We start from the raw sequence: 21,285 nt of genomic DNA on the forward strand, positions 1-21,285 counted from the left end.
GATGAGCTCGGCCGTGTCAGGCGCTCTTCTCGAGCGTCTCGGTGAGCTGCTTCGGCACGCTCTGCGCGAGTCGGTTGAACATCAGTTGGAAGACCGGGTCGCCGATCTTCGCGATGCCGTTGAAATCGACGTGTGCGTGATAGGTGATCTCGGTCGCAGCGTCACCGGCGGGCGCGAGACGGAGATCGTCGGTGGCCGTCGCCGTCTTGTTGCGACCGGTGACGACGATGTGGTCGGGATCGTCGCGGGTCAGTTCGTATTCGAGTTCGGTGGAGATCCCGAACAGCTTGCTCACGTTGTGCCAGCGGGTGCCCAGCCCGATCGGCCCGGTGGAGATCCGTTCACACGACTGCGTTCCCGGGTCCCACTGCTCTGCGTGTGAGAAGTCGCGGAGATAGGCCGCCACATCGGCGACAGGCTTTCGGACGGTGAAGGTTCGCTGTACGTCGACCATGGATCGGTTCCTCTCGGCAGGTGCCTCGTCGGCGGTGATTCGGTGCCGTGGCCGTGCGCGGATGGCGATCGGATGGTTCGGCACGCTCGGAATCCGGATGCCCGGAGCGACGTCGGCGAAACGTCGCGACGTCGAGTCGTGATGTCGACGAGATGTGGGGTCACGGACCGGCAGCGACACCGCACGGGCATCGTGCTGCGTACAGCGGGGGACAGAGGAACATGACGGGGGACCGAGGAACACGATGTGGGAATGTCGCCGTGCGTCGGGAGACGACGGGAGAAAGTATCCGGGCCGGGCCGATCGATGAACGATCGGCCCGGCCCGGCCCCCTACCACTCTCAGCGCGCTCCCCTCACGCGACGCTTCGGTGGACTCGCAGCGGAGACCGCGCGATGGCGGGGATCGCCAAAGTGCGTGCCTGCCCCGTGGCGCGCAATTCGCTGTGCGACCCTCCGAGCCATTGCGGTCGTGATCTCCGTGCGGAGGTCTTCAACCGGTGGTGGTACTCGGAAGCCATCCGGCGGAACGGTGGCTGTCCTCTGTGTCCTACCGCCGAGTAGCTTACTGCTCCGTAAGCTACCGCAAAGTAGGGTTTGCTGTCCAGAGTTGAGCATCACAAGTTCGTGATGAAGTGACCACCGGCACGAGTTCCGCCGAGAATCACCTGTTCGCAACGTGGTTGGGTTTCTCGCGAGTGAAGTCTTGTCATCCCGATGGCCGGACAGGTGTCGGGTACCTACACTTCTCGTGGGGTGGGCAGCAATCCGAAGGAGTGGCGCATGGGTGTGCGCAGGGCGTTGACGGTGATCTCTGCGACGGTGCTCGCGGCCATGGGTGCGACCACGGGGGTGGCCGCGCAGGCCGACGCGGCACCGTCCGCGTGCCCGGCGCTCTACGTTCTCGCGGTGCCCGGTACCTGGGCGAACGGTGCGCAGCCCGGTCTCCTCACCGCGGTCACCTCCGATCTGGGGCCGGAGACCAAGGTGCAGTTCGTCGGGTACGACGCGACCGCCTTCCCCTGGGAGCGGGCGATCTACGGCAAGTCCAAGGCGCAGGCCGTGGCGAACACGACCGGCCTCGCACGGGCGATGCTGCGGCAGTGTCCGCGCACCAAGATCGCGCTCACCGGATACAGCCAGGGTGCCGATGCCGCGGGTGATGTCGCCGCCGAGATCGGCACCGGACGCGCGGCCATCCGACCTTCGCAGGTGGCCGGGGTGGTCCTCATCTCCGACCCCCGACGGTCTCGCAAGGACAACCTGATCGGACCCCGCCTCACAGGTGAGGGCAGCGGTGGGCCCCGGATCGGTGGCATGGGCTGGGTCCTGCCACGGTCGGCGACCCTGTGCGCTCCGGGAGATCTCTACTGCAACACCCCGCGCGACTACTACGTGACCCGCGTGATCGGCTACCTCGCCGAGACCAGTGACCCGACGCCCAGTCAGTTCGCGCAATATCAGGCCGAGGCATCGGCGATCGTGAACGAACTGCTGACCCGCGGCGGCCCGGGCGCGATCGTCCGTGAGCTCGGCAACGCTCGCGCGCGGGAACAGATCATCATCTTCAACCGGTTCCTGCAGTCGGGTGCGCACGCCGACTATGCGACCTTCCAGGTGGCTCCCGGAGTCACGGCGACTCAGTGGGCCCATAACCGTCTGGCCGCCCTGGCCTGACGCGCGACATCCGCCGACCGCTGGTCGAGGGTCCTGATCTCGCGGACTGGGTGTCGGTCGAACGATGGAATCCGGGCCGCGTCGCTCCCGCGCAGGTAACGGCTGCCGTGTCACCATCGATGTACCCGGGTGAGGCAGGTGCCACACGAATCGTGGCTGCTGTGCCACGTGTGAATCCCCGGCGGGTTCGCGCGGAGCTACTACAGTAAGATGAAGTTCCGGTCCGATATGTCAAATCAAGAAGTGATTGCCATGCGGTTGCAAGCAACGTTCCACACGTCCCGACGCACACAGGTGCTGAGTTCGATCACCGGCGGACTGCTCGGTAGTCGTACCCGATCATCGAAGATGTTCCCGGAAGAGGCCGAGCGGCTGGTCACACCCGCCGACCTCAAGCGCCTGCACCACTGACCGACCCGACTACCGCATCCCCGAACGGTTGTCGCGGAGTTCAGAGGTCGGGTGTCGGCACATGCCGGCACAGCATGCGGGTGCCGACGCTCAGGCGTCGACGACCCGGACCGCCATCCCACCGATCTCGACGACGTCTCCGGCCGTCAGCTGACGGCCGCGCCGCGTCTCCACCTCGTCGTTGACCCGGACGAGGCCGTCGGCGAGCACGCCCTTGGCCTCCGCGCCCGAGTCGATGAGGTTGGCCAGCTTCAAGAACTGACCCAGTCGGATGGAGTCCCCGGCGACCGGGACCTCGTCGATCGCATCGTTGCCCACGGATTCATGATGCCGCAGGCCGCCCGGGGCGCGACACCGGCCGGGCCGCGAGAACGTCGCTTCTCCGAAGTGATCGGTTCAAGATGCGGGTGTCGGACTGGTGTCGATGCGCATCGCGGCGACCAGTTCCCGATACAACTCGTCCTCTGTCAACAGCGACCGGTGGTCGCCGACGGCGCGGACTCGTCCGTGTTCGAGCACGACGATCTGATCGGCGTCCATGATCGTCGACAACCGGTGGGCGATGGTCACCACCGCGCCCCGTCCGGCCTGCCGACGGATGCCCTCGGCGACTGCCGCCTCGGTCAGACCGTCGAGCTGCGCGGTCACCTCGTCGAGCAGGAGGAGGTCGGGGTCGGCGACCAGCCCACGTGCGAGCGCGATGCGTTGCCGTTCGCCACCGGACAGTGTCGACTGGGTGACATCGGTCGCCAGTTGGTCCGGCATCGCGGCGACCCGCTCGTCGAGGTGGACCGCCGCCAGCGCGCGCCAGATCGCATCGTCGGTGGCGTCCGATGCGGCATACGCGACGTTCTCCCGAACCGTGCCCGGCAGCAGCGGGGTGTCCTGTTCGACGTAGGCGATCCGGGATCGAAGGTCGTGCAGTGTCCACTGTTCGAGCGGACGGCCGTCGAGGCTGATGCGACCGCGCTCGGGCTCCAGGAACTTCAACAGGAGCGAGAAGATCGACGTCTTGCCGGCGCCCGACGGGCCAACGATGGCGGTGTGCCCGCGAGTGGGGATCGAGAGGCTCACACCGTCGAGTGCGGGCGGACGTCCGGGGGAGTAGCGCAAGACGACGTCGTCGAGTTCGAGCACATCGCCCGTTCGCGCGGTCTCTGTGTCGACGGAAGCGGTCGCGCTCGGGGCGTCGTCTTCGGTCCGGAGGTCGTTGAGCTCGGCGATGCGTGCCGCCGCAGCCAGCCCGGACTGGATCGAGGTCATCGACTGGGTCAGCAGGGACACCGGCATCATCAGCTGAAACGCGTACAGCAAGAACGCGATCAGCGTGCTGACCTCGATCGCGCCGTCGGCCACCCGCATCGCCCCGAGCCCCAGGACGATCATGATCGCGAGGTTGATACCGCCGCCGGTGATCGTCCAGGCCCAGGCCTCGATGCGGACGGCACGGATCCCACGGGCCGCGGATCGACGCGCGTAGTCGCCGATCCGCTCGGACTCCCGTGCTTCCGCTCGACTCGCCTTGACCGTCCGGAGCGAGCGCAACACCCCCTCCAATCGCCCACCGAGCAGACCGATCTCGGCCTGGGCTTCCTGCTGGGCCCGGGCCAGGCCCGGCATCAGGGCGGCCGCCGCGGTGGCGACGAGGCTGATGACGATGAGCGAGGCGACGAACAGGGGTAGGTCCAACACGGCCATCAGCACCAGGGCGCCGACCATCCCGACGAAGCCGTTGACACCGTTGACGATGCTCGACGTGGTCGCCTCTCGGATGAGCAGTGTGTCCGAGGTGACCCGGGCGACCATCTCACCGCTGGGTCGATGCGCGAGTTCGGGGATTCGGACGCGCAGCAGGTGTCCGATCAGGCCGGTGCGGGTGGCCAGGATGATGCGCTCGGCGAGAGTGCCCAGCATGATCGTCTGGACCAGGGCGATGGCCGATCCCGCGACGAGCAGGACCGCGAGGGTGGTCACCGGTCCCCGCAACGACTCCGACATCGACAAACCGTCGAGGACCCGCTTGGTGACCAGGGGGGTGGCCAGCTCGGCGGCGGTGCTGAGCAGACCGAGGAAGACGCCGAGGGCGATCAGCCATCGATACGGCCTCGCATACGACCAGAGGATCCCGATCTTCGATCGGGTGGACATCGTCGGAGTCGTGCCGGATTCGCGCTGCAGAGCCTGGGTCACGTCGATGGCTTCCTCGAGTCGGACGCGGAACGGTCGGGTTCCACGATGGCACGCCGGTGTCCCGTACCTCCGATCGGGCTTTCGGCGGACACGACCTCGGCGAACACACGCGGGTGCGCATGCGTGCGGCTACCGTTTGTCCATGACTGTCGACATCGATGACGGCGTGCAGCATTCGGGTGACGGGCATCCGAGGGGGCGGCATCCGGGAGGTGTCGACCCCGCCGAACTCCCGGCACGCGAGCGGACCGCAGCCGATCGGCGATCCCTCGCGCTCCTCGAGCGCATCCGCAGTCCCCGTGGATTCGGCCGCAACGGTCCCCGGATCGCCGGCACGGTGGTCGGCATCCTCGCCGCGATCTCGTTGCTGTCCAGCGTGTTCCCGTTCTTCCGGCACGCCATCCACTACCCGCGCGACTATGTCGACGACTACATCATCACGATGCCGGACACCAGCTTCGCCTGGGCGTTCGTGCTCGCCCTGATCGCGGTCGCGCTGTCGGCGCGCAAGCGCATCGCCTGGTGGATCTGCCTGGTCTACCTGCTGCTGTTCATGATCACCGCAGTGGTGTACCTGTTGCCGCCGGTCGCGCGCGAATACGGCGTCGACGACGTGCAGCGACTGAACATCATCATCGGGTTGGCGATCGATCTCGTCGCGGTCGTCTTCCTGATCGCGTCGTACCGGCAGTTCTACACCCGCGTCCGCCGAGGCGCCGTCTTCGCCGCTCTCGCAGTGCTCGTCGGCGGACTGGTCGTCGGAACGGTCGTCGGGTGGGGGCTGGTCTGGCTCTTCCCGCACACGCTCACCCGCGCGGAACGCCTGCCCTACGCCATCAACCGGGTCGTCGCGTTCGCCGCGGTCGACCAGGACAACTTCAACGGCCACCACACCTTTCCGCCGATCAACGGTCTGCTGGGTCTCTTCGGTGCGCTCGCCCTGATGGCTGCCGCCATCGTGCTGTTCCGTTCGTTGCGGTTGCGGTCGTTGATGACCGCGGAGGACGAGCGGCTGATCCGCGCGCTGATCGCGCGGTTCAACGACGACGACTCACTCGCCTACTTCTCCACCCGTCGCGACAAGGCAGTCGTGTTCTCGCCCGACGGCCGGGCCGCGGTCACCTATCGCGTCGAGGTCGGTGTCGGGATCGCCGGTGGCGACCCGATCGGTGATCCCGACTCCTGGCCGGATGCCATCGCCGAGTTCCTCGCGCTCTGTGAGCGGTACGGCTGGCACCCCGCAGCGATGGGTCCGAGCGCGCGCGGTGCGCAGGCCTACGACGCGGCGGGCTTCGGATCGCTCAACATCGGCGACGAGGCGATCCTGCGTACGCGCGACTACAGCCTCAACGGCCCCGCGATGAAGGGTGTCCGCCACGCTGTCACCCGCGCACGGCGGGCGGGCATCTCGGTGCGCATCCGTCGGCACCTCGAGCTGAGCGCGGAGGAGATGGCCGAGGTCGTCGCACGTGCCGACGCATGGCGGGACACCGACGAGGAACGCGGGTTCGCGATGGCACTCAGCCGTGTCGGCGATCCGTCCGACGGCGACTGCCTGTTGGTGGAAGCGGTGGAGAATGCCGACACCCCCGACGAGAAGGTCGTCGGGATGCTGTCGTTCGTCCCGTGGGGACGCACCGGTGTCTCGCTGGATCTGATGCGGCGCGACCGCAACTCGGTCAACGGCATCGTGGAGACGATGGTGACCGAGCTCGCCCGCAACTCGGAGACGGTCGGGATCACCGAGGTGTCGCTCAACTTCGCGGCCTTCCGCGCCTTCTTCGAGAACGGCCCGCAGATCGGTGCCGGGCCGGTGATGCGACTGACCTACTCGGTGCTCATGTTCGGATCGCGGTTCTTCCAGATGGAGTCGCTGTACAAGTCGAACGCCAAGTATCTGCCCGACTGGGAACCGCGCTTCCTCTGCTTCGAGGACAACCGGATGATTCCCCGGGTCGGCCTGGCCGCCATCGTGACCGAGGGGTTCGTCCGGCTCCCGACGTTCGGTCGGAAGCGCCATTACACCGACGGCACCCCCGCCATCCCGGCCGGCGTGGACGTCGATCAGCTGATCGCCGAACTCGACACCGAACGTCGGGACGCCGACTCGGTCGACGTGCATCGTCCCGAGCAGGTCCGCGTCCGCATCGCCAAGATGGACCGATTGATCGCCGAGGGCATCGACCCCTACCCACCCGCGGATCCGCCGACGCACACGATCGCCGAGGCCGCCGCGGCGCCACAAGGGACCGGCGTCCGGATCTCCGGCCGCATCACCCGACTGCGCGACTTCGGCAAGGTGGTGTTCGCCGACGTCCACGACTGGTCCGGCCAGATCCAGGTCCTCATCGATGCGTCGAAACTCGTCGAGGGCACGCCGGACTTCGCCGGCGACGTCGACCTCGGTGATCTCGTCGAGGTGACCGGCGAGGTCGGCACGAGCCGCAAAGGCGAACTGTCGGTGGTGATGTTGACGTGGCGGATGCTGGGCAAGTGCCTGCACCCGCTCCCCGACAAGTGGAGTGGGCTCACCGACCCCGAGGCGCGGGTGCGGCAGCGATACGTCGACCTCGCCATCAACAAGGAGTCGCGCGATCTGTTGGCCACCCGCAGTGTGGTGGTCAAATCGTTGCGCGACTTCCTCTCGGCGCGAGGCTATCTGGAGGTCGAGACGCCGATTCTGCAACAGATCCACGGCGGCGCGAACGCCACCCCGTTCCAGACCCACATCAACGCCTATGACCTCGACCTCTATCTGCGCATCGCGCCGGAGCTGTACCTCAAGCGGCTGTGCGTCGGCGGTGTGGAGAAGGTCTTCGAGATCGGTCGGAACTTCCGCAACGAGGGCGTCGACTTCAGCCACAACCCGGAGTTCACGAGCCTCGAAGCCTATGAAGCGCACAGTGACTACCTGAAGATGCTCGACCTCACCCGCGAGATGATCCAGCACGCCGCCACGGCCGCGTACGGCGAACCGGTCATCTGGCGGCACGGCGAGGACGGCCGTCCCGAGCGCGTCGACATCTCGGGTCAGTGGCCGGTCAAGACCGTCCACCAGGTGGTCTCCGAGGGTGCGGGCGAAGAGGTGACGCCGGAGACACCGGTCGAGAACCTGCGTCGGATCTGCGATCGCCTCGACATCGCGCATCGGCCGGATTGGGATGCGGGACAGGTGGTCCTGGAGCTGTACGAGCATCTGGGCGAGGATCGGACCACGTTCCCCACCTTCTACACCGACTTCCCGACGTCGACGTCGCCGCTGACGCGTGCGCACCGGACCCGACCGGGCGTCGCCGAACGGTGGGACCTGGTGGCCTGGGGTGTCGAGTTGGGGACCGCGTACACCGAGCTGACCGATCCGGTGGAGCAACGGGCACGGCTCACCGCGCAGTCGGTGCTCGCCGCCGGCGGCGACCCCGAGGCGATGGAGCTCGACGAGGACTTCCTGCAGGCCCTCGAGTACGCGATGCCGCCGACCGGCGGTCTCGGCGTCGGAGTCGACCGGGTGGTCATGCTGATCACCGGGCAATCTATCCGTGAGTCGTTGGCGTTCCCGCTGGCCAAGCCCCAGGGCGACTCGTGACCGTTTCGCGAGGTCGGCGCCTCCCATGCCGCCACCTCCGATGCCGGCTCCGCGCTGTTGGCGACCGCAGACAATGACCGACCGGCCCGCGACCGACCGGCCCGCGCCCGGCCGGCTCATCGATGTCGGCGGCTATCGGCTGCACGTCGTCGACGAAGGGTCGGGTCCGCCGTTGATGCTGATGGCGGCGTTGGGCAGCAACTGGTTCGACCTCGACCCGTTGGCGGCCCGACTCCGCGACCGCTGGCGGGTGATCCGCTACGACCGACCGGGATACGGACTGTCGGGTCGGCTCATCCGCGGCCGTCCGCACACCCTTGCGGGCGAGGTGCACCGGATGGTCGGCGTCCTCGACGAGTTGGGCGTCACCGAACCGGTCACCATCGCCGCCCACTCGATGGCGTCGCTGTACGCGGAGGGTTTCGCGCGCACCCACCCGACAAGGACCGCAGGGGTGCTGATGCTCGACGGATCGTTCGTACTCGCACCGTGGCGACTGGTCCCCACCGGTTTCCGCGTCGGCAACGCGCACCGACTCATCGGACTCGCCGAGGCAGTGGGCACCAGACTCGGTGTCCGGCGACGCGGGACCAACGTCTTCCGCGGCCGATTCCTGCCTGCCCCACCCGAGGGATTCGACGAGCACCAGCAGTACTGGACACGGCGGGTGTTCGGCAGCCCACAGATGCTCCTGGCATTGCTCGCCGAGAACGCGGCGTTCCCGCGGATCAACGGCGACCTCCGACGATGGCGCCGTCGGCGGCCGATGCCGCCGCCCGCTGACTGTCCGGTGGTGGTCGTGGTCGCGCTCCCCGGGCCCCGACCGTGGAACGAGTTCTGGCTGTGGAAGCAGCAGCGATACGCCGACGTCCTCGGTGGGCGGGTCGCGAAAATCGAACCCGCACACCACTTCGTCGTACTCGACCGCCCGGACGACGTCGCCGCGATCATCGACGAGGTGCGTCCGGCATATTGAGGTCGCCCACGCCTCACGGTCGCGCACTACCTTCGGCGGGATGACCACCTCGGGCGCCGCAGGTGAACACTCGGCCCGCTCGCTACGCTCCCGGCGCGGTGATGATTCGGCCCGCTCGCTGCGCTCCCGGCGCCGGGCCACCGCGGGGGCGCTCGTCGGACTCGGCCTGTTCCAGGCGGGACTGGCCGCCGGTCGTCCGTGGGGGCGATTCGCCTACGGCGGCACCCACGATCGCGCCGTCCCCGTCGGACTCCGGCGGGTCAGCGCGATCGCCGCAGTCGGATACGCGGGGGTGGCGGGTGCCCTGGTCGCCGACGATCTCGAGCCGCACGTACATCGTCGCCTGCTCACCGGCGTCGCCGCGTTCACCGGTGTCGGGACCGTGCTGAACGCGGCCTCCCCATCGGTGCCGGAACGCGCGACGTGGACGCCGGTCTGTCTCGCGACGACTCTGCTCGCACTCTGGGCACGCGCTAGGATCCACCCCGCCGAGCGGCCCGGGAGTGGCCCAAGTTACCCGCGGGTACCCATGACGTCGGGTCACACCTAAGCTGGTCCCCATGACCGAGGCAGTCTTCACCCCGACGGCCGATCTCGTCGACGAGATCGGCCCCGATGTCCGCAGCGTCGACACCCAGTTCACCCAGTACGGGGGACGCCGGGAGTTCGTCGGGCGGGTCACCACCGTCAAGTGCTTCCAGGACAACGCGCTGCTCAAGTCGGTGCTGGGCGAATCCAACCCCGGCGGCGTGCTCGTCGTCGACGGTGACGCCTCGGTGCACACCGCGCTCGTCGGCGACATCATCGCCGAGCTCGGCCGCTCCAACGGGTGGGCCGGGATCGTCGTCAACGGTGCGATCCGTGACGCCGCGACCATCGGCGGAATGGAGATCGGGGTCAAGGCCCTCGGCACCAACCCACGTAAATCCACCAAGACCGGAGCGGGTGAACGCGACATCCCGCTGACCATCGGCGGCGAGACGTTCACCCCCGGTGACCTGCTCTACTCCGACGACGACGGCATCGTGCTGGTCGCGCAAGAGAAGTGAGGTAAGGATCATGCCGAAGCCCACCCCGGACACCTTTCGCCGTCTGGCCGCGCTGGCCGCCATCGAGGATGCCGCGTCCCGTCCGACGCGCTCGATCCTCGAGGCCTACAGCGGCACCGAGATGGCCACCATCCCCGTCGGTACCGCCGACGACCTCGAGCGTGCGGTCGGTCGTGCGCGTGCCGCACAGCAGGGCTGGGCCACCCGCACCCCGGCCCAGCGCGCCGAGGTGCTCGACGCCTTCGCCGATCTCGTGCACAAGCACTCCGCCGCTTTGCAGGACATCGCGCAGGCCGAGACCGGCAAGGCCCGGATCTACGCTCAGGAAGAGGTCCTCGACGTCGCGATCACCGCGCGGCACTACGCGACCGTCGGGCCCAAGCTGCTCGCCGAGCGTCGGGTGAAGGGCATGTTGCCCGGAGCCACCAATGTCCGGGTGCGCTACCAGCCGAAGGGTGTGGTCGGCGTGATCAGCCCGTGGAACTACCCGCTGACGCTGGCCGCTTCCGACGCGGTTGCTGCGCTGCTCGCCGGCAACGCCGTGGTCATCAAGCCCGACAGCCAGACACCGTACTGCGCACTCGCCATCGCCGAACTGCTCTACGAGGCAGGTCTGCCCGCCGACCTGTACGCGGTTGTCCCGGGGCCGGGAAGTGTTGTCGGACAGGCGATCCTGGCGTCGACCGACTACGTCATGTTCACCGGCTCGTCGGAGACCGGCGCGTCACTGGCCGAGCAGGCCGGGCGTCGCCTCATCGGGTTCTCGGCCGAACTCGGCGGCAAGAACCCGATGATCGTGACCAAGTCGGCGAACATCGCCCGCGCCGTCGACGGTGCCGCGCGCGCCTGCTACTCCAACTCCGGGCAGCTCTGCATCTCCATCGAGCGCCTGTACGTCGACAAGGCGATCGCCGACGAGTTCACCGCGAAGTTCGCCGAGCACGTCAGCAACATGAAGCTCACCGCGACCTACGACTTCTCCGCCGACATGGGGTCGCTGGCCTCGGCCGCTCAGATCGACGGCACCGAGGCGCATGTCGAGGACGCGAAGGCCAAGGGCGCCAAGGTGGTCGCGGGCGGACGTCGTCGCGCCGACCTCGGACCGTTCTTCTACGAGCCGACCGTGCTCACCGAGGTCACCGAGCAGATGGAGTGCTTCGCGGGCGAGACCTTCGGTCCGGTCGTGTCGATCTACCCGGTCGACTCGACCGACGAGGCCATCAAGTTGGCCAACCAGACCGACTACGGACTGAACGCGAGTGTGTTCGCCGGCAGCAGCTCCGAGGCTCAGGAGATCGCCGAGCAGCTCCGCGCCGGAACGGTGAACATCAACGAGGGCTATGCCGCGGCGTGGGCTTCGACTGCGGCCCCGATGGGCGGCATGGGCATCTCCGGGGTCGGGCGTCGCCACGGCGAGGAGGGGCTGCTCAAGTACACCGAGCCCCAGACCATCGCCGAGCAGCGATTCCTGGGCATCGACAAGACGCGTGGCATCCCGGACGGTGTGTACCGCACGATCACCCCGTTCGCGATCCGGGCTCTGAAGTACCTGCCCGGCCGCTGATCACGCGCGCTTTTCGGTAGCGCACCGAGGCGCTCTGTTTCTTCCGCCCCGAACCTTCTCTTCCGCCGCCTGCAGCACGCGGAAGGAGAAGTTCGGGGCGGAGGAACATCTTTCGTGACGCGAACAGCCAGCGGGGCCACCATGCCCCGGGTTACGGTGGCGACGTGATCAGCCGCCCCGCGCGACCCCGTACCCTGCTCGTCACACTCGCCGCCGGCACTCTTGCCGCCGGTCTGATGGGTCCGGTAGCCCCGGCCCAGGCCGCTCCCGCTCTGTCGGTGAGCACGGTCGCGTCGGGCCTCGACAAACCGTGGGACGTCGAGGTGGCACCGGATGGAACGCTGATCACCGGTGAGCGCAGCGGTCGCTTCGTGGCGGTCCGCCCCGGTGGGGCGACCCGCACGGTGACCGCCGATCAGTCGAAGCTCTTCGTCACCAACGAGGCAGGCCTGATGGGCCTGGCGCTCGATCGCAACTTCGCATCCAACCGCACCCTGTACTCGTGTCAGGCCGAGAAGACCTCACCAGGTGCCCTCGATGCGGGTTCCGCAGGACCGCTGCCCATTCCGTTGCCGAACACCGGACAGGTCATCAACGTGGTGGCGTGGCGGATCAACGACGATTGGTCGGCCGCGACGCGCACGCGGACGGTCCTCACGAACATCCCGGTCAACTCCGGTGGCCGCCATGCCGGATGCGGCCTCACCGCCGCACCCGACGGAACGCTCTGGGTCGGGACGGGCGACAACGCCACTCCGTCGTACCCGCAGAGCCGGACGGTGTTGGGCGGCAAGGTCCTCCACATCACCACCGGCGGCGCACCGGCCGGCGGCACGCTGCGCGGCACGCCCATCTACTCCCTCGGCCATCGCAACGTCCAGGGCGTCGCCGTGCAGCCGGGTACCGGCCGCGTGTACGCCATCGAGCAGGGCACCGACCGCGACGACGAACTGAATCTCCTTCGCCCGGGCGGCAATTACGGATATCGCCCCGACCGTGCGCCCTTCATCTACGACGAGTCGGTGCCGATGACCGACCCGAGTCGGGTGCCCGGTGCCATCGGCGCCGTGTGGAAGTCCGGCTACCCGACCATCGCGACCCCCGCCCTCGAGTTCCTGCCGACCAGCGGCTGGGGGGACCTCAACGGCGCGGTCGCGATCTCGGCCCAGAAGGGCAAGCGGCTGGTGTTCGTGAAGCTCTCCGAGAACGGCCAGCAGACCGTTGGTACCACCGAAGCGCTCCAGGACACCTACGGGCGCCTCCGCGGCCTCAAGCTCGACCAGGACGGCTCGTTGCTCGTCACCACCGACAACGGGGGCTCCGACCGCATCCTGCGTGTACGCCCGGCGAGCTGACCGGGCTGCGACGATCAAGCGAGCTGACCGTGTGCGATGAGGAGATCGTGCGGCACGCGCATGACGAAGCGAGACGGTTCTCCCGACGCGCCGCGCTGCGCATGACCGCCGGACTGGCCGGTGGGACGGCGGCGGCGATCGCCACCGGCCCGGCACTCGCCCAGGCCGCGCCGGGTACGCGAGTCGTCGATCTGACACATGTGCTGTCGCCCTCGTTCCCGAGATGGCCGGGAAATCCCCCGATGGTCTCGGTCCAGACGTCGCGGGTCGGGTCGGGTGACCGCGGCTACGCCACGCGATGGGTCTCCTATCCGGAACACTCGGGCACCCACGTCGATGCGCCGGCCCACAAGATCGGCGCCGGGATCACCGTGGAACGGATCGCAGCGTCAGACCTGGTCGCGCCGCTCGTGGTCATCAGCATCGCCGCTCGCGCGGCGACGAATCGGCGGGCGACGCTCACCGAACGCGACATCGCCGACTTCGAGGAGCGACACGGTCGCATCCCGAGCCGCTCCCTCGTTGCGCTGCACACCGGGTGGCAGCCGAGCACCGGCGGCGCCGACGCCGCCGGATTCAGCGGCGGCGCCGTCGACTTCCTGGTGTCCGAACGGAACGTTGTCGCGATCGGTACGGACACGCTCAGCATCGACGTGAAAGACGCGGTCGCGGCACACACCGCGATCCTCGGTGCGGGACGCTATGCCGTCGAGGCGCTGGCCGCGCTCGCGTCGGTTCCGGCGACGGGCGCGCAGGTCGTCGTCGGTGCCCCGCGCTTCGCCGGCGGGACCGGCGGCCCCTCGCGCGTGCTCGCCCTGGCTTAGCCTGGTCGGCGACGCACCTCGAAAATGACCGTATGTCTTGACAAAGTTCGCACCACGCGGCTTGACTGCGGAGTGTGATCGATCACCTCCCCGCCGCCCGGACACCTGATCCGAGGGACGCGCCCGTGCTGCGCTGGGGAATCCTCGGCCCCGGATGGATCGCGCAGCGGTTCGTCGGCGCAGTCCAGGCTCACACCGGCCAGCAGGTGGTGGCCGTCGGGTCGCGATCGGTCGATCGTGCCGAGCGTTTCGCCGCCGGACTCGCGATCGGGCGCGCGCACGGTTGTTACAACGCGCTCGTGGCCGATCCCGACGTCGACATCGTCTACATCAGCACGCCGCACACGGAGCACTTGCGCGGAGCACTCGACGCGCTGCACGCAGGCAAACACGTCCTGGTGGAGAAGCCGTTCGGGCTGAACGCCACCCAGGCGCGGGAGATCGCCGCGGCGGCAAACGCGGCCGGTCTCTTCGCCGGTGAGGCGATGTGGACCCGTTTCCTGCCCAAGTTCGATGTGCTGAAGCAGATCCTGGACTCCGGTGGGTTGGGGCCGATCACCACCGTGAGTGCCGACCATGGTGAGTACTTCACCACGGACCACCGCATCTACGACCCGACGCTCGCCGGCGGTCCGATGCTGGATCTGGGAACCTATCCCATCGCGCTCGCGATCTGGGCCGGCGGCGAGGTCGACGGGGTGTCGGCGACCGGTAGGCCCGCGAATGATGAACTCAACGGCCAGATCTCGGCGATCATCGACCACACGTCGGGCGCCCAGTCGGTGGTCACCACGACGATTCTGTCGAACACGCCGGTGGTCGCCTCGATCAGCGGCCGCGACGGCTTCGTCCACCTGCCCGCCCCCTGGTATCACCCCGGGCCCTTCTCGGTGTTCCCGCGCGATGGCGAGCCCCTCCATCACGTCGAGCCGATCGGCGGACACGTCGATGGTCTGCACTTCTCGGCGGTCGATGCCGCGCGGTCGGTGGCCGACGGACGCAGCGAATCGGCGGTCCATCCGCATGCCGACATCGTCGCGACGTTGTCGGCGATGGACGCGATCCGTGCACAGTTGGGCATCGAGTTCCCCGGCGGACTCTGAATCGATTCCGCAACAGGCGATCAGAAGGATGGATGAGATGGGCCAGCAATCAGGTGGCGCGGCGATCCGCGTGGGTGTGATCGGTGCGGGAGTCATGGGCGCCGACCATGCGCGGAATCTGCACGGCGCGGTGGTGGGCGCGACGGTGACCGCACTGGCCGATCAGAACCGTCCCGTCGCGGAGAAGGTCGCCGCCGAGATCGATGCACCTCGGGTCTTCGACGACGGTCTCGACCTCATCCGCAGCGACGACGTGGACGCGATCGTCATCGCTTCGCATGATTCCACGCACGCATCCTTCGCACTCGCGGCGCTCGAACTGGGCAAGCCGGTGCTCTGCGAGAAACCGCTCGCCCCGACGGTCGACGAGGCGCGTCGAGTCGTCCAGGCGGAGGCCGACACCGGACATCCCCTCATCGGTGTCGGCTTCATGCGGCGCTTCGATCCCTCGTATGTGGACCTCAAGCAAGCGGTGACATCCGGCGATCTCGGCGACATCCTGGTGGCGCACTGCGTGAGCCGCACGGTCGAGAGCTATCCCGGTGGGGACTCGGCGTCAACCGTCACCAACTCCGCCATCCATGAACTCGACATCGTGCCCTGGCTGCTGGATTCGCCCATCACGCAGGTCAGTTGGCACGCCGGACGGTCGAGCCGGAACTCCGGTACGCGTCAGGATCCGCAGCTGCTGTTGCTGCGTACCGAGTCCGAGGTGTTGGTGACCGTCGAGGTGTTCCTCAACGCGCGGTACGGATACGACACCCGGTGTGAGGTCGTCGGCGAGGTCGGGACCGCCGCCCTCACGTTGCCGCAGCGGATCGTCGTCGATCGCGAACGCGCCCGCGGTGTCGCCTATCCGGCGGACTGGATACCGCGCTACGCCGACGCGTACCGGCTCGAACTGCAGGAGTGGGTCGATGCACTCCGGGCGGGGCGGACGTCGATGCTGGCCACGGCTGCGGACGGCTTACGCGCGTCGGTGGTGGCCGAAGCAGTGCTCGAGTCGATGCGGTCCGGCGGCGTGACCGTCGACGTACCCAACTGACCCGCCACCCGAGACCCCGCCCTCCAGCGCGTCGTCGAGGCCGCGACCGCGGCTTGCGCTGGAGGGCGGTTTCCAGCCGCTGTCGGCCGGACAACCGTTCACAGGGTTCTCCCAGCCGACCTCCAGCCTGGGCGGAGCGGCGACGCCGACTCTGGGATCCGAACAGATCTCCGAGGAGGACCCATGACCGCAGTACTGGACCGGCCGACGACCGCGCCGTCCGACCCCGACGCGCCCCCCGGGCGCCACCGTCGCACCGACGGTTCGCCCCGCTGGGCCCGTCTCGGCCTGATCGGCCTGCTGGCATCGACAGCCGTTCTCTACCTCTGGAACCTCTCGGCCAGCGCATATGCGAACACCTTCTATGCCGCCGCGGCCCAGGCCGGCGGCCAGAGCTGGAAGGCGTGGTTCTTCGGCGCGCTGGACTCGTCCAACTTCATCACCGTCGACAAACCTCCGGCATCGCTGTGGGTCACCGGCCTCAGCGTGCGGATCTTCGGGATGAACTCGTGGGCGGTGCTCGCTCCCCAGGCTCTGATGGGAGTCGCAGCGGTCGCCCTGCTCTACGCGACGATGCGTCGCACCATCCGAGATCCGCAGCTGGGCGCTGCAGCGGGCCTCATCGCCGGAGCCGTGCTCACATTCACACCGGCCGCCGCGCTGATGTTCCGCTTCAACAACCCCGACGCACTCCTGGTATTGCTGATGGTCGCCGCCGCGTACGCGCTGACCCGGGCGGTGGCCACCAATTCCGGCCGCTGGCTCGCACTGGTCGGTGTCGCCCTCGGCTTCGCCTTCCTCACCAAGATGCTGCAGGGGCTGCTGGTGCTGCCCTTCTTCGGGCTCGCCTACCTGCTCTTCGCGAACGTCGGCTGGTGGAAGCGGATCGGGCACCTCGTGGGGGCGACGGTCGCCCTCGTCGTCTCGGCCGGTTGGTTCGTCGTGGCGACGATGCTGGTACCGGCATCTGCGCGTCCGTACATCGGCGGCTCCACCGACAACACCTTCCTCGACCTCGTGTTCGGCTACAACGGTGTCGGCCGCATCAGCGGCGGCGGTAACGGAGGCGGACCCGGCGGTGGCGGGCAGGCAGGTGGTTCGTTCGGCGGTTCCACCGGCCTCGACCGGCTCTTCGGCTCCGAGATGGGCAACGAGATCGCCTGGCTCCTCCCGACTGCGCTCATCGCACTCGCATTCGCCGGCTACCTCGTCGTCCGGAGCTTCCCGGTTTTCCGGTTCGACCGGCGACTGTCGCGGACCGAGCAGGCATCCGTGATGGCCTGGGGCGGATGGCTTCTGGTCACCGGGATGATCTTCAGCTTCATGAGCGGCACCATCCACCCGTACTACACCGTTGCACTCGCCCCGGCGATCGGCGCGCTCGTCGGCTTCGGCGGCGCCTTTGCCTGGAAGCGTCGCTCGCACTGGGATGGTCGGATCGTACTGGGCGCCATGATCGGTGCGGCAGCCGCGATGTCCATCGTGTTGTTGAACCGCAACGACTTCGGACCGACCTGGTGTCGATGGATCATCGGTGTGGTCGCCGCCATCGCAGTGGTGATCATCCTGGTCGGTGGATCGCTCGGCTGGCGTAAAGCGGTTGCGGCCGCGGTCATCGCCGGCTCCCTCGCCGGTTTCGGTGGCACCGCCGCCTTCTCCATCGCGACGGCTGCGACTCCGCACAGTGGCTCGATCCCGACCGCGGTGTCGACGTCGATGGACGGCGGCGGGATGGGCGGGCCCGGCGGGATGGGTGGCGGTCGGCCGACCGCGCAGGACGGTCAGGGCACTCAGAACGGCCAGGGCACTCAGAACGGCCAGGGTGCCAATGCTCAGGCCCCGACCGGTACCGGTACCACCGGGTCGTCGACTGCCCAGAACGGGACTGCCCAGAACGGGACTGCCCAGAACGGCACTGCCCAGAGCGGTACGGGGACAACGCAGTCCCAGGACGGCCGTCGTGGCGGTGGCGGCCCGGGGATGGGCGGCGACATCTCGTCGAACACCGAATTGGTCACCGCGCTGAAATCGACATCGGCCACCTGGGCCGCGGCCACCAACGGGTCGCAGTCCGCGGCTGGGATCGAGATCGCGACCGGCAAGGCCGTCATGGCGATCGGCGGGTGGAGCGGCGACCCCGCTCCGACCCTGCAACAGTTCATCGCCTACGTGAAGGCCGGCAAGATCGCCTACTACCTGGGCGGCAGCGGCGGTGGCCCCGGCGGCAACTCGGAGATCTCGCAGTGGGTCGCCGAGAACTACACGGCCACCACCATCGGCGGTACAACGGTGTACAAGCTGATCTGATCCTGCGTCGGTCGTCACGCGTGCTCGCTCGCGCCCGTCCCGGAAATCCGGGGCGGGCGCGGTCGGTTCGGTTGTCGGGTGCGAGTCGGGGGTGGGGCTGTGCCCGGATTTCTGGCACGTGAGCGAGTTCCACTGTGTGTATTCCACAGTTTGTGCTGGTGGGCTGTCAGGAATCCGGGGCCGAGGGTGTAGGTCGGTGGACGCCCGGTCGTGGTCGCAGGGGCTGCCTGCTCGCAGGTTTCGGATTTCTGGCACGTGAGCGAGTTCAGCTGTGCGTATTCCACAGTTCGCGGCGCTGAGGTGCCAAAAATCCGAGACCGAATCCGGAACCGGCCAGAGACCGTCCCCGAAATCGGCCCGAGACCGTCCCCGGAATCGACCCAGCCCGACCGCGCAGTCTGCCCAACCCGACTCATCCCATCGAGTACTCGAAAGTGATCGGGTAGCCGTCCTCGGAGTGGCCGGCCAGCTCGACGTCGGCGTGTCCGCGCATGTCGGCCAGTCCGCCGGTCCCCAGACCGGGGACGATCTCGAGACGTTCACGGACGGCGGTGGCGTCGTGCTCGCCGGAATGCTGCAGAACCAGCGTCCCCTCGTGACCGTCGATGGTCCCCTCGAAGCCCTGGAATCCGACGGTCGGTGCGGACTGTCCTGCGATGTACGCGATCAGATAGCCGATGGTGCCGGTCCCGGAGACGTCTCCCGCATACGAATAGGTGACCGCGGCGCGGGTGAAACCGCGTGCAGGGTAGGGCATCCCGCTGACCTCGACGGTCTCGTCGTCAGCGGTGTAGACGGGCTCCTCGCTCCAGGAGGTGACGGTGAAAGTTCCGGTGGCGGTGTGTGTTTGCGTGGTCATGTTCCCAGCCTGCTCGCCGACACCCCGTCGGGTCTTGGAGAAACACGACACCGATGGTCGACGCGCGGATGGACAGACGCGAGGTCCGCGCAGGAGACTGGACCGATGGAGATGCCGGGTTCACCCGATCCCGACGGTCGTGACCAGGCCATCCTGGATCCGGCAAAGGCGAACATGCTGGACGTCCGCCGTCGCCACTGCGAGCCGTCGTTGAGCCCGTTCGTCGACTACTACTGGATCGTCCGGTGGCGTACCGACCAGCCACACACCCAGCGTGTCATCCCGCAGCCGATCGTCCACGTGGCGGGCGAGCGTGGGCGGATGCTGGTCCACGGAGTCGGCGACAACGAGTTCTCCCGGACTCTCACCGGAACCGGACATGTCCTCGGGATCGCGTTTCGCCCAGGCGGATTCCGCGCCGTGATCGACCGTCCGGTCAGTGCGGTGACGCGATCGGTGCTGCCGCTGGGTGACGTCACCGACATCGACGACGAACCGGTCGCTATGCGCATCGCCGACCCGTCGATCACCGACGACGAGATGGTGGCGACGGCGGACGGATGGCTCGAGTCGTTGGCGCTGCAACCGGATCCGGTCATCGATCACGTCGCCGACCTGGTTTACCGCGCCGAAACCGATCAGGCGATCACCCGCGTCGACGACCTCGCCGAAGTTGCCGGGATGGGTGTCCGCAGCCTGCAACGGTTGTTCGGAGAGTACGTCGGGATCGGTCCGAAGTGGGTGATCCAGAGGTTCAGGCTCCTCGACGTCGCGGCAGTCGCCAATCGTGGCGGCGTCGTCGACTGGGCTGCGGCCGCCAACGACCTCGGTTTCAGCGATCAAGCACACATGATCCGTGCGTTCACCCAAGTCGTCGGAACGCCGCCGGCGACCTATGCGCGGTCCGCCACGGAGCCGTCAGCTACGGCGCCGGCGAAGGATCAACAACAGGATCAGTAGCGTCCCGGCGACACCGGCGGCGATGATCGGCGTGCGATCCGGGGCCGGGGGAGCGGTCGGCGTCGCGGACCGAAGCTGTGCGAAAGTCGCTCGCGCGGCGTCGGATTCAGCCACCGGGTCGGTGGCGGTGGCCGGCACGGACGGCCGGTGCGGTGCAGTCGGCGAACCGGTCGGCGCAGTGGGAGCGGTGGATGCACGCCCGGCCGGGCCGGTCGACGCGGAGCGAGTCGGTGGCTTGTTCGGCGCCTTCTTGGGCTTCGCGGTGTGCCCGGTCGATGCCGGAGGGTCACTCGGGGGGTCCACGGCGCGCACCGGCTCGTCCGGTGCAGCAGTCTCGGCGGCGGCGACCGGCGGCTCGACCCCCGGTGCCTTCGATCCCTCCGTCGTTTTCGATATCCCCGCCGTCTGCGGCACCTCGGCCGCGGGCTGTCCGACCGGAGCCTCCGGCGCCGGTGCGTCGAACAAGGATGGTTCGTCGACGGTCGGCTCGCTGGATGCTGGCGAGCCGGTGGGCTCGGCAGGCTTGGCCGCAGGTGGCGCAGTCTTGTTCGCAGCCGGTGCCTTCTTCGCGGCGGTCTTCTTGGTCGGTGTCTTCTTCGCCGGTGCCGCCTTCTTCGCAGCCGCGGTCTTCTTTGCCGGTGTCTTCTTCGTAGCCGCGGTCTTCTTTGCCGGTGCCTTCTTCGCGGGCTTCGACGCGGACGCCGCCGGCGAGTCGGCTCCGGACTCGGGTGCCGTCGGTGGAGTGGCCGAGCCTGGATCAGGCCGATCCGGTTCCTGGGCCGGGGTGGCGTTCGGGTCCGGATCGGTCATCGGTCAGTCTCCTCGAGTCGCTTGAGATGGTCACCGCTCGACAGTCCACCGTGGTCCGGCCGGTGCGGATCAGTCGGATCGACCTACGCCCGACCGGCCCACGATGGGAATTGCGACCA

At 68.2% G+C, this 21,285-nt stretch carries 18 protein-coding genes; 14 read left to right on the forward strand and 4 right to left on the reverse strand.

Annotated features, from left to right (window positions below):
- Positions 1 to 16: 16 nt before the first annotated feature.
- Positions 17 to 454 carry an SRPBCC family protein gene (locus GS4_RS15545; RefSeq protein WP_007622193.1) on the reverse strand — a complete coding sequence of 146 codons (438 nt, stop codon included), beginning with the start codon at positions 452 to 454 and terminating at the stop codon, positions 17 to 19.
- Positions 455 to 1,287: 833 nt separating this feature from the next.
- Between GS4_RS15545 and GS4_RS15550 the strand changes: the two genes are divergently transcribed.
- Together GS4_RS15550 and GS4_RS25855 are read left to right on the forward strand one after the other, a co-directional pair.
- Positions 1,288 to 2,130: a cutinase family protein gene (locus GS4_RS15550; RefSeq protein WP_051989745.1), complete on the forward strand. Its 843-nt coding sequence runs from the start codon at positions 1,288 to 1,290 to the stop codon at positions 2,128 to 2,130.
- A gap of 252 nt (positions 2,131 to 2,382) precedes the next feature.
- Positions 2,383 to 2,541 (forward strand): Rossmann-fold NAD(P)-binding domain-containing protein, encoded by a 159-nt coding sequence (locus GS4_RS25855; protein ID WP_007622195.1) that lies wholly within the window; start codon positions 2,383 to 2,385, stop codon positions 2,539 to 2,541.
- A 90-nt stretch (positions 2,542 to 2,631) separates the two neighbouring features.
- Here GS4_RS25855 and GS4_RS15555 read toward each other — a convergent pair whose 3' ends face one another.
- Positions 2,632 to 2,859 (reverse strand): RNA-binding S4 domain-containing protein, encoded by a 228-nt coding sequence (locus tag GS4_RS15555; protein WP_007622196.1) that lies wholly within the window; start codon positions 2,857 to 2,859, stop codon positions 2,632 to 2,634.
- Between the two features lie 78 nt (positions 2,860 to 2,937).
- Complete coding sequence (locus tag GS4_RS15560) at positions 2,938 to 4,731, reverse strand: ABC transporter ATP-binding protein (protein ID WP_007622197.1); 1,794 nt, start codon at positions 4,729 to 4,731, stop codon at positions 2,938 to 2,940.
- Positions 4,732 to 4,873: 142 nt separating this feature from the next.
- On the opposite strand from GS4_RS15560, the gene lysX reads away from it, so the two are divergent.
- From lysX to GS4_RS15610, 10 genes are all read left to right on the forward strand, one after another.
- On the forward strand, positions 4,874 to 8,314 hold the full coding sequence (gene lysX / locus GS4_RS15565) for a bifunctional lysylphosphatidylglycerol synthetase/lysine--tRNA ligase LysX (protein WP_007622198.1): 3,441 nt from the start codon (positions 4,874 to 4,876) through the stop codon (positions 8,312 to 8,314).
- 73 nt (positions 8,315 to 8,387) lie between these two features.
- Positions 8,388 to 9,290, forward strand: a complete 903-nt coding sequence (locus tag GS4_RS15570) for an alpha/beta hydrolase (protein WP_007622199.1) — start codon at positions 8,388 to 8,390, stop codon at positions 9,288 to 9,290.
- A 40-nt stretch (positions 9,291 to 9,330) separates the two neighbouring features.
- On the forward strand, positions 9,331 to 9,840 hold the full coding sequence (locus GS4_RS25920) for a hypothetical protein (protein WP_007622200.1): 510 nt from the start codon (positions 9,331 to 9,333) through the stop codon (positions 9,838 to 9,840).
- A gap of 10 nt (positions 9,841 to 9,850) precedes the next feature.
- Positions 9,851 to 10,339: a ribonuclease E activity regulator RraA gene (rraA, locus tag GS4_RS15580; RefSeq protein WP_007622202.1), complete on the forward strand. Its 489-nt coding sequence runs from the start codon at positions 9,851 to 9,853 to the stop codon at positions 10,337 to 10,339.
- 10 nt (positions 10,340 to 10,349) lie between these two features.
- Positions 10,350 to 11,903, forward strand: a complete 1,554-nt coding sequence (locus GS4_RS15585; RefSeq protein ID WP_007622204.1) for a succinic semialdehyde dehydrogenase — start codon at positions 10,350 to 10,352, stop codon at positions 11,901 to 11,903.
- 164 nt (positions 11,904 to 12,067) lie between these two features.
- The gene (locus GS4_RS15590; protein ID WP_007622206.1) at positions 12,068 to 13,258 is read left to right on the forward strand and encodes a PQQ-dependent sugar dehydrogenase; all 1,191 of its coding nucleotides are present in this window, start codon (positions 12,068 to 12,070) and stop codon (positions 13,256 to 13,258) included.
- Positions 13,259 to 13,287: 29 nt separating this feature from the next.
- Positions 13,288 to 14,082: a cyclase family protein gene (locus tag GS4_RS15595; protein ID WP_007622208.1), complete on the forward strand. Its 795-nt coding sequence runs from the start codon at positions 13,288 to 13,290 to the stop codon at positions 14,080 to 14,082.
- Positions 14,083 to 14,207: 125 nt separating this feature from the next.
- Positions 14,208 to 15,185 (forward strand): Gfo/Idh/MocA family protein, encoded by a 978-nt coding sequence (locus GS4_RS15600; RefSeq protein ID WP_007622209.1) that lies wholly within the window; start codon positions 14,208 to 14,210, stop codon positions 15,183 to 15,185.
- 37 nt (positions 15,186 to 15,222) lie between these two features.
- Positions 15,223 to 16,230: a Gfo/Idh/MocA family oxidoreductase gene (locus tag GS4_RS15605; RefSeq protein WP_007622210.1), complete on the forward strand. Its 1,008-nt coding sequence runs from the start codon at positions 15,223 to 15,225 to the stop codon at positions 16,228 to 16,230.
- A 183-nt stretch (positions 16,231 to 16,413) separates the two neighbouring features.
- Positions 16,414 to 18,537, forward strand: a complete 2,124-nt coding sequence (locus GS4_RS15610) for an ArnT family glycosyltransferase (protein ID WP_007622211.1) — start codon at positions 16,414 to 16,416, stop codon at positions 18,535 to 18,537.
- A 412-nt stretch (positions 18,538 to 18,949) separates the two neighbouring features.
- Here GS4_RS15610 and GS4_RS15615 read toward each other — a convergent pair whose 3' ends face one another.
- A complete protein-coding gene (locus GS4_RS15615; RefSeq protein WP_007622212.1) occupies positions 18,950 to 19,396 on the reverse strand; it encodes a DUF3224 domain-containing protein in 447 nt (148 codons plus the stop codon).
- A gap of 105 nt (positions 19,397 to 19,501) precedes the next feature.
- Here GS4_RS15615 and GS4_RS15620 point away from each other — a divergent pair, with 105 nt between their 5' ends.
- Both GS4_RS15620 and GS4_RS25930 read left to right on the forward strand, forming a co-directional pair.
- A complete protein-coding gene (locus GS4_RS15620; RefSeq protein WP_007622213.1) occupies positions 19,502 to 20,356 on the forward strand; it encodes a helix-turn-helix domain-containing protein in 855 nt (284 codons plus the stop codon).
- Positions 20,357 to 20,483: 127 nt separating this feature from the next.
- Entirely contained in the window at positions 20,484 to 21,191 is a 708-nt protein-coding gene (locus GS4_RS25930) for a hypothetical protein (protein ID WP_176564505.1), read from the forward strand.
- Positions 21,192 to 21,285 lie beyond the last annotated feature (94 nt).

Source organism: Gordonia soli NBRC 108243 (genome assembly GCF_000334455.1).
GTDB lineage: Bacteria > Actinomycetota > Actinomycetes > Mycobacteriales > Mycobacteriaceae > Gordonia > Gordonia soli.

Excerpts from the sequence above, each read along its gene's own strand:
- GS4_RS15545 (WP_007622193.1), bottom strand. The coding sequence starts at position 454 with ATGGTCGACGTACAGCGAACCTTCACCGTCCGAAAGCCTGTCGCCGAT.
- GS4_RS15550 (WP_051989745.1), top strand. The coding sequence starts at position 1,288 with ATGGGTGCGACCACGGGGGTGGCCGCGCAGGCCGACGCGGCACCGTCC.
- GS4_RS25855 (WP_007622195.1), top strand. The coding sequence starts at position 2,383 with ATGCGGTTGCAAGCAACGTTCCACACGTCCCGACGCACACAGGTGCTG.
- lysX (WP_007622198.1), top strand. The coding sequence starts at position 4,874 with ATGACTGTCGACATCGATGACGGCGTGCAGCATTCGGGTGACGGGCAT.
- GS4_RS15570 (WP_007622199.1), top strand. The coding sequence starts at position 8,388 with ATGACCGACCGGCCCGCGACCGACCGGCCCGCGCCCGGCCGGCTCATC.
- GS4_RS25920 (WP_007622200.1), top strand. The coding sequence starts at position 9,331 with ATGACCACCTCGGGCGCCGCAGGTGAACACTCGGCCCGCTCGCTACGC.
- rraA (WP_007622202.1), top strand. The coding sequence starts at position 9,851 with ATGACCGAGGCAGTCTTCACCCCGACGGCCGATCTCGTCGACGAGATC.
- GS4_RS15585 (WP_007622204.1), top strand. The coding sequence starts at position 10,350 with ATGCCGAAGCCCACCCCGGACACCTTTCGCCGTCTGGCCGCGCTGGCC.
- GS4_RS15605 (WP_007622210.1), top strand. The coding sequence starts at position 15,223 with ATGGGCCAGCAATCAGGTGGCGCGGCGATCCGCGTGGGTGTGATCGGT.
- GS4_RS15610 (WP_007622211.1), top strand. The coding sequence starts at position 16,414 with ATGACCGCAGTACTGGACCGGCCGACGACCGCGCCGTCCGACCCCGAC.
- GS4_RS15615 (WP_007622212.1), bottom strand. The coding sequence starts at position 19,396 with ATGACCACGCAAACACACACCGCCACCGGAACTTTCACCGTCACCTCC.
- GS4_RS15620 (WP_007622213.1), top strand. The coding sequence starts at position 19,502 with ATGGAGATGCCGGGTTCACCCGATCCCGACGGTCGTGACCAGGCCATC.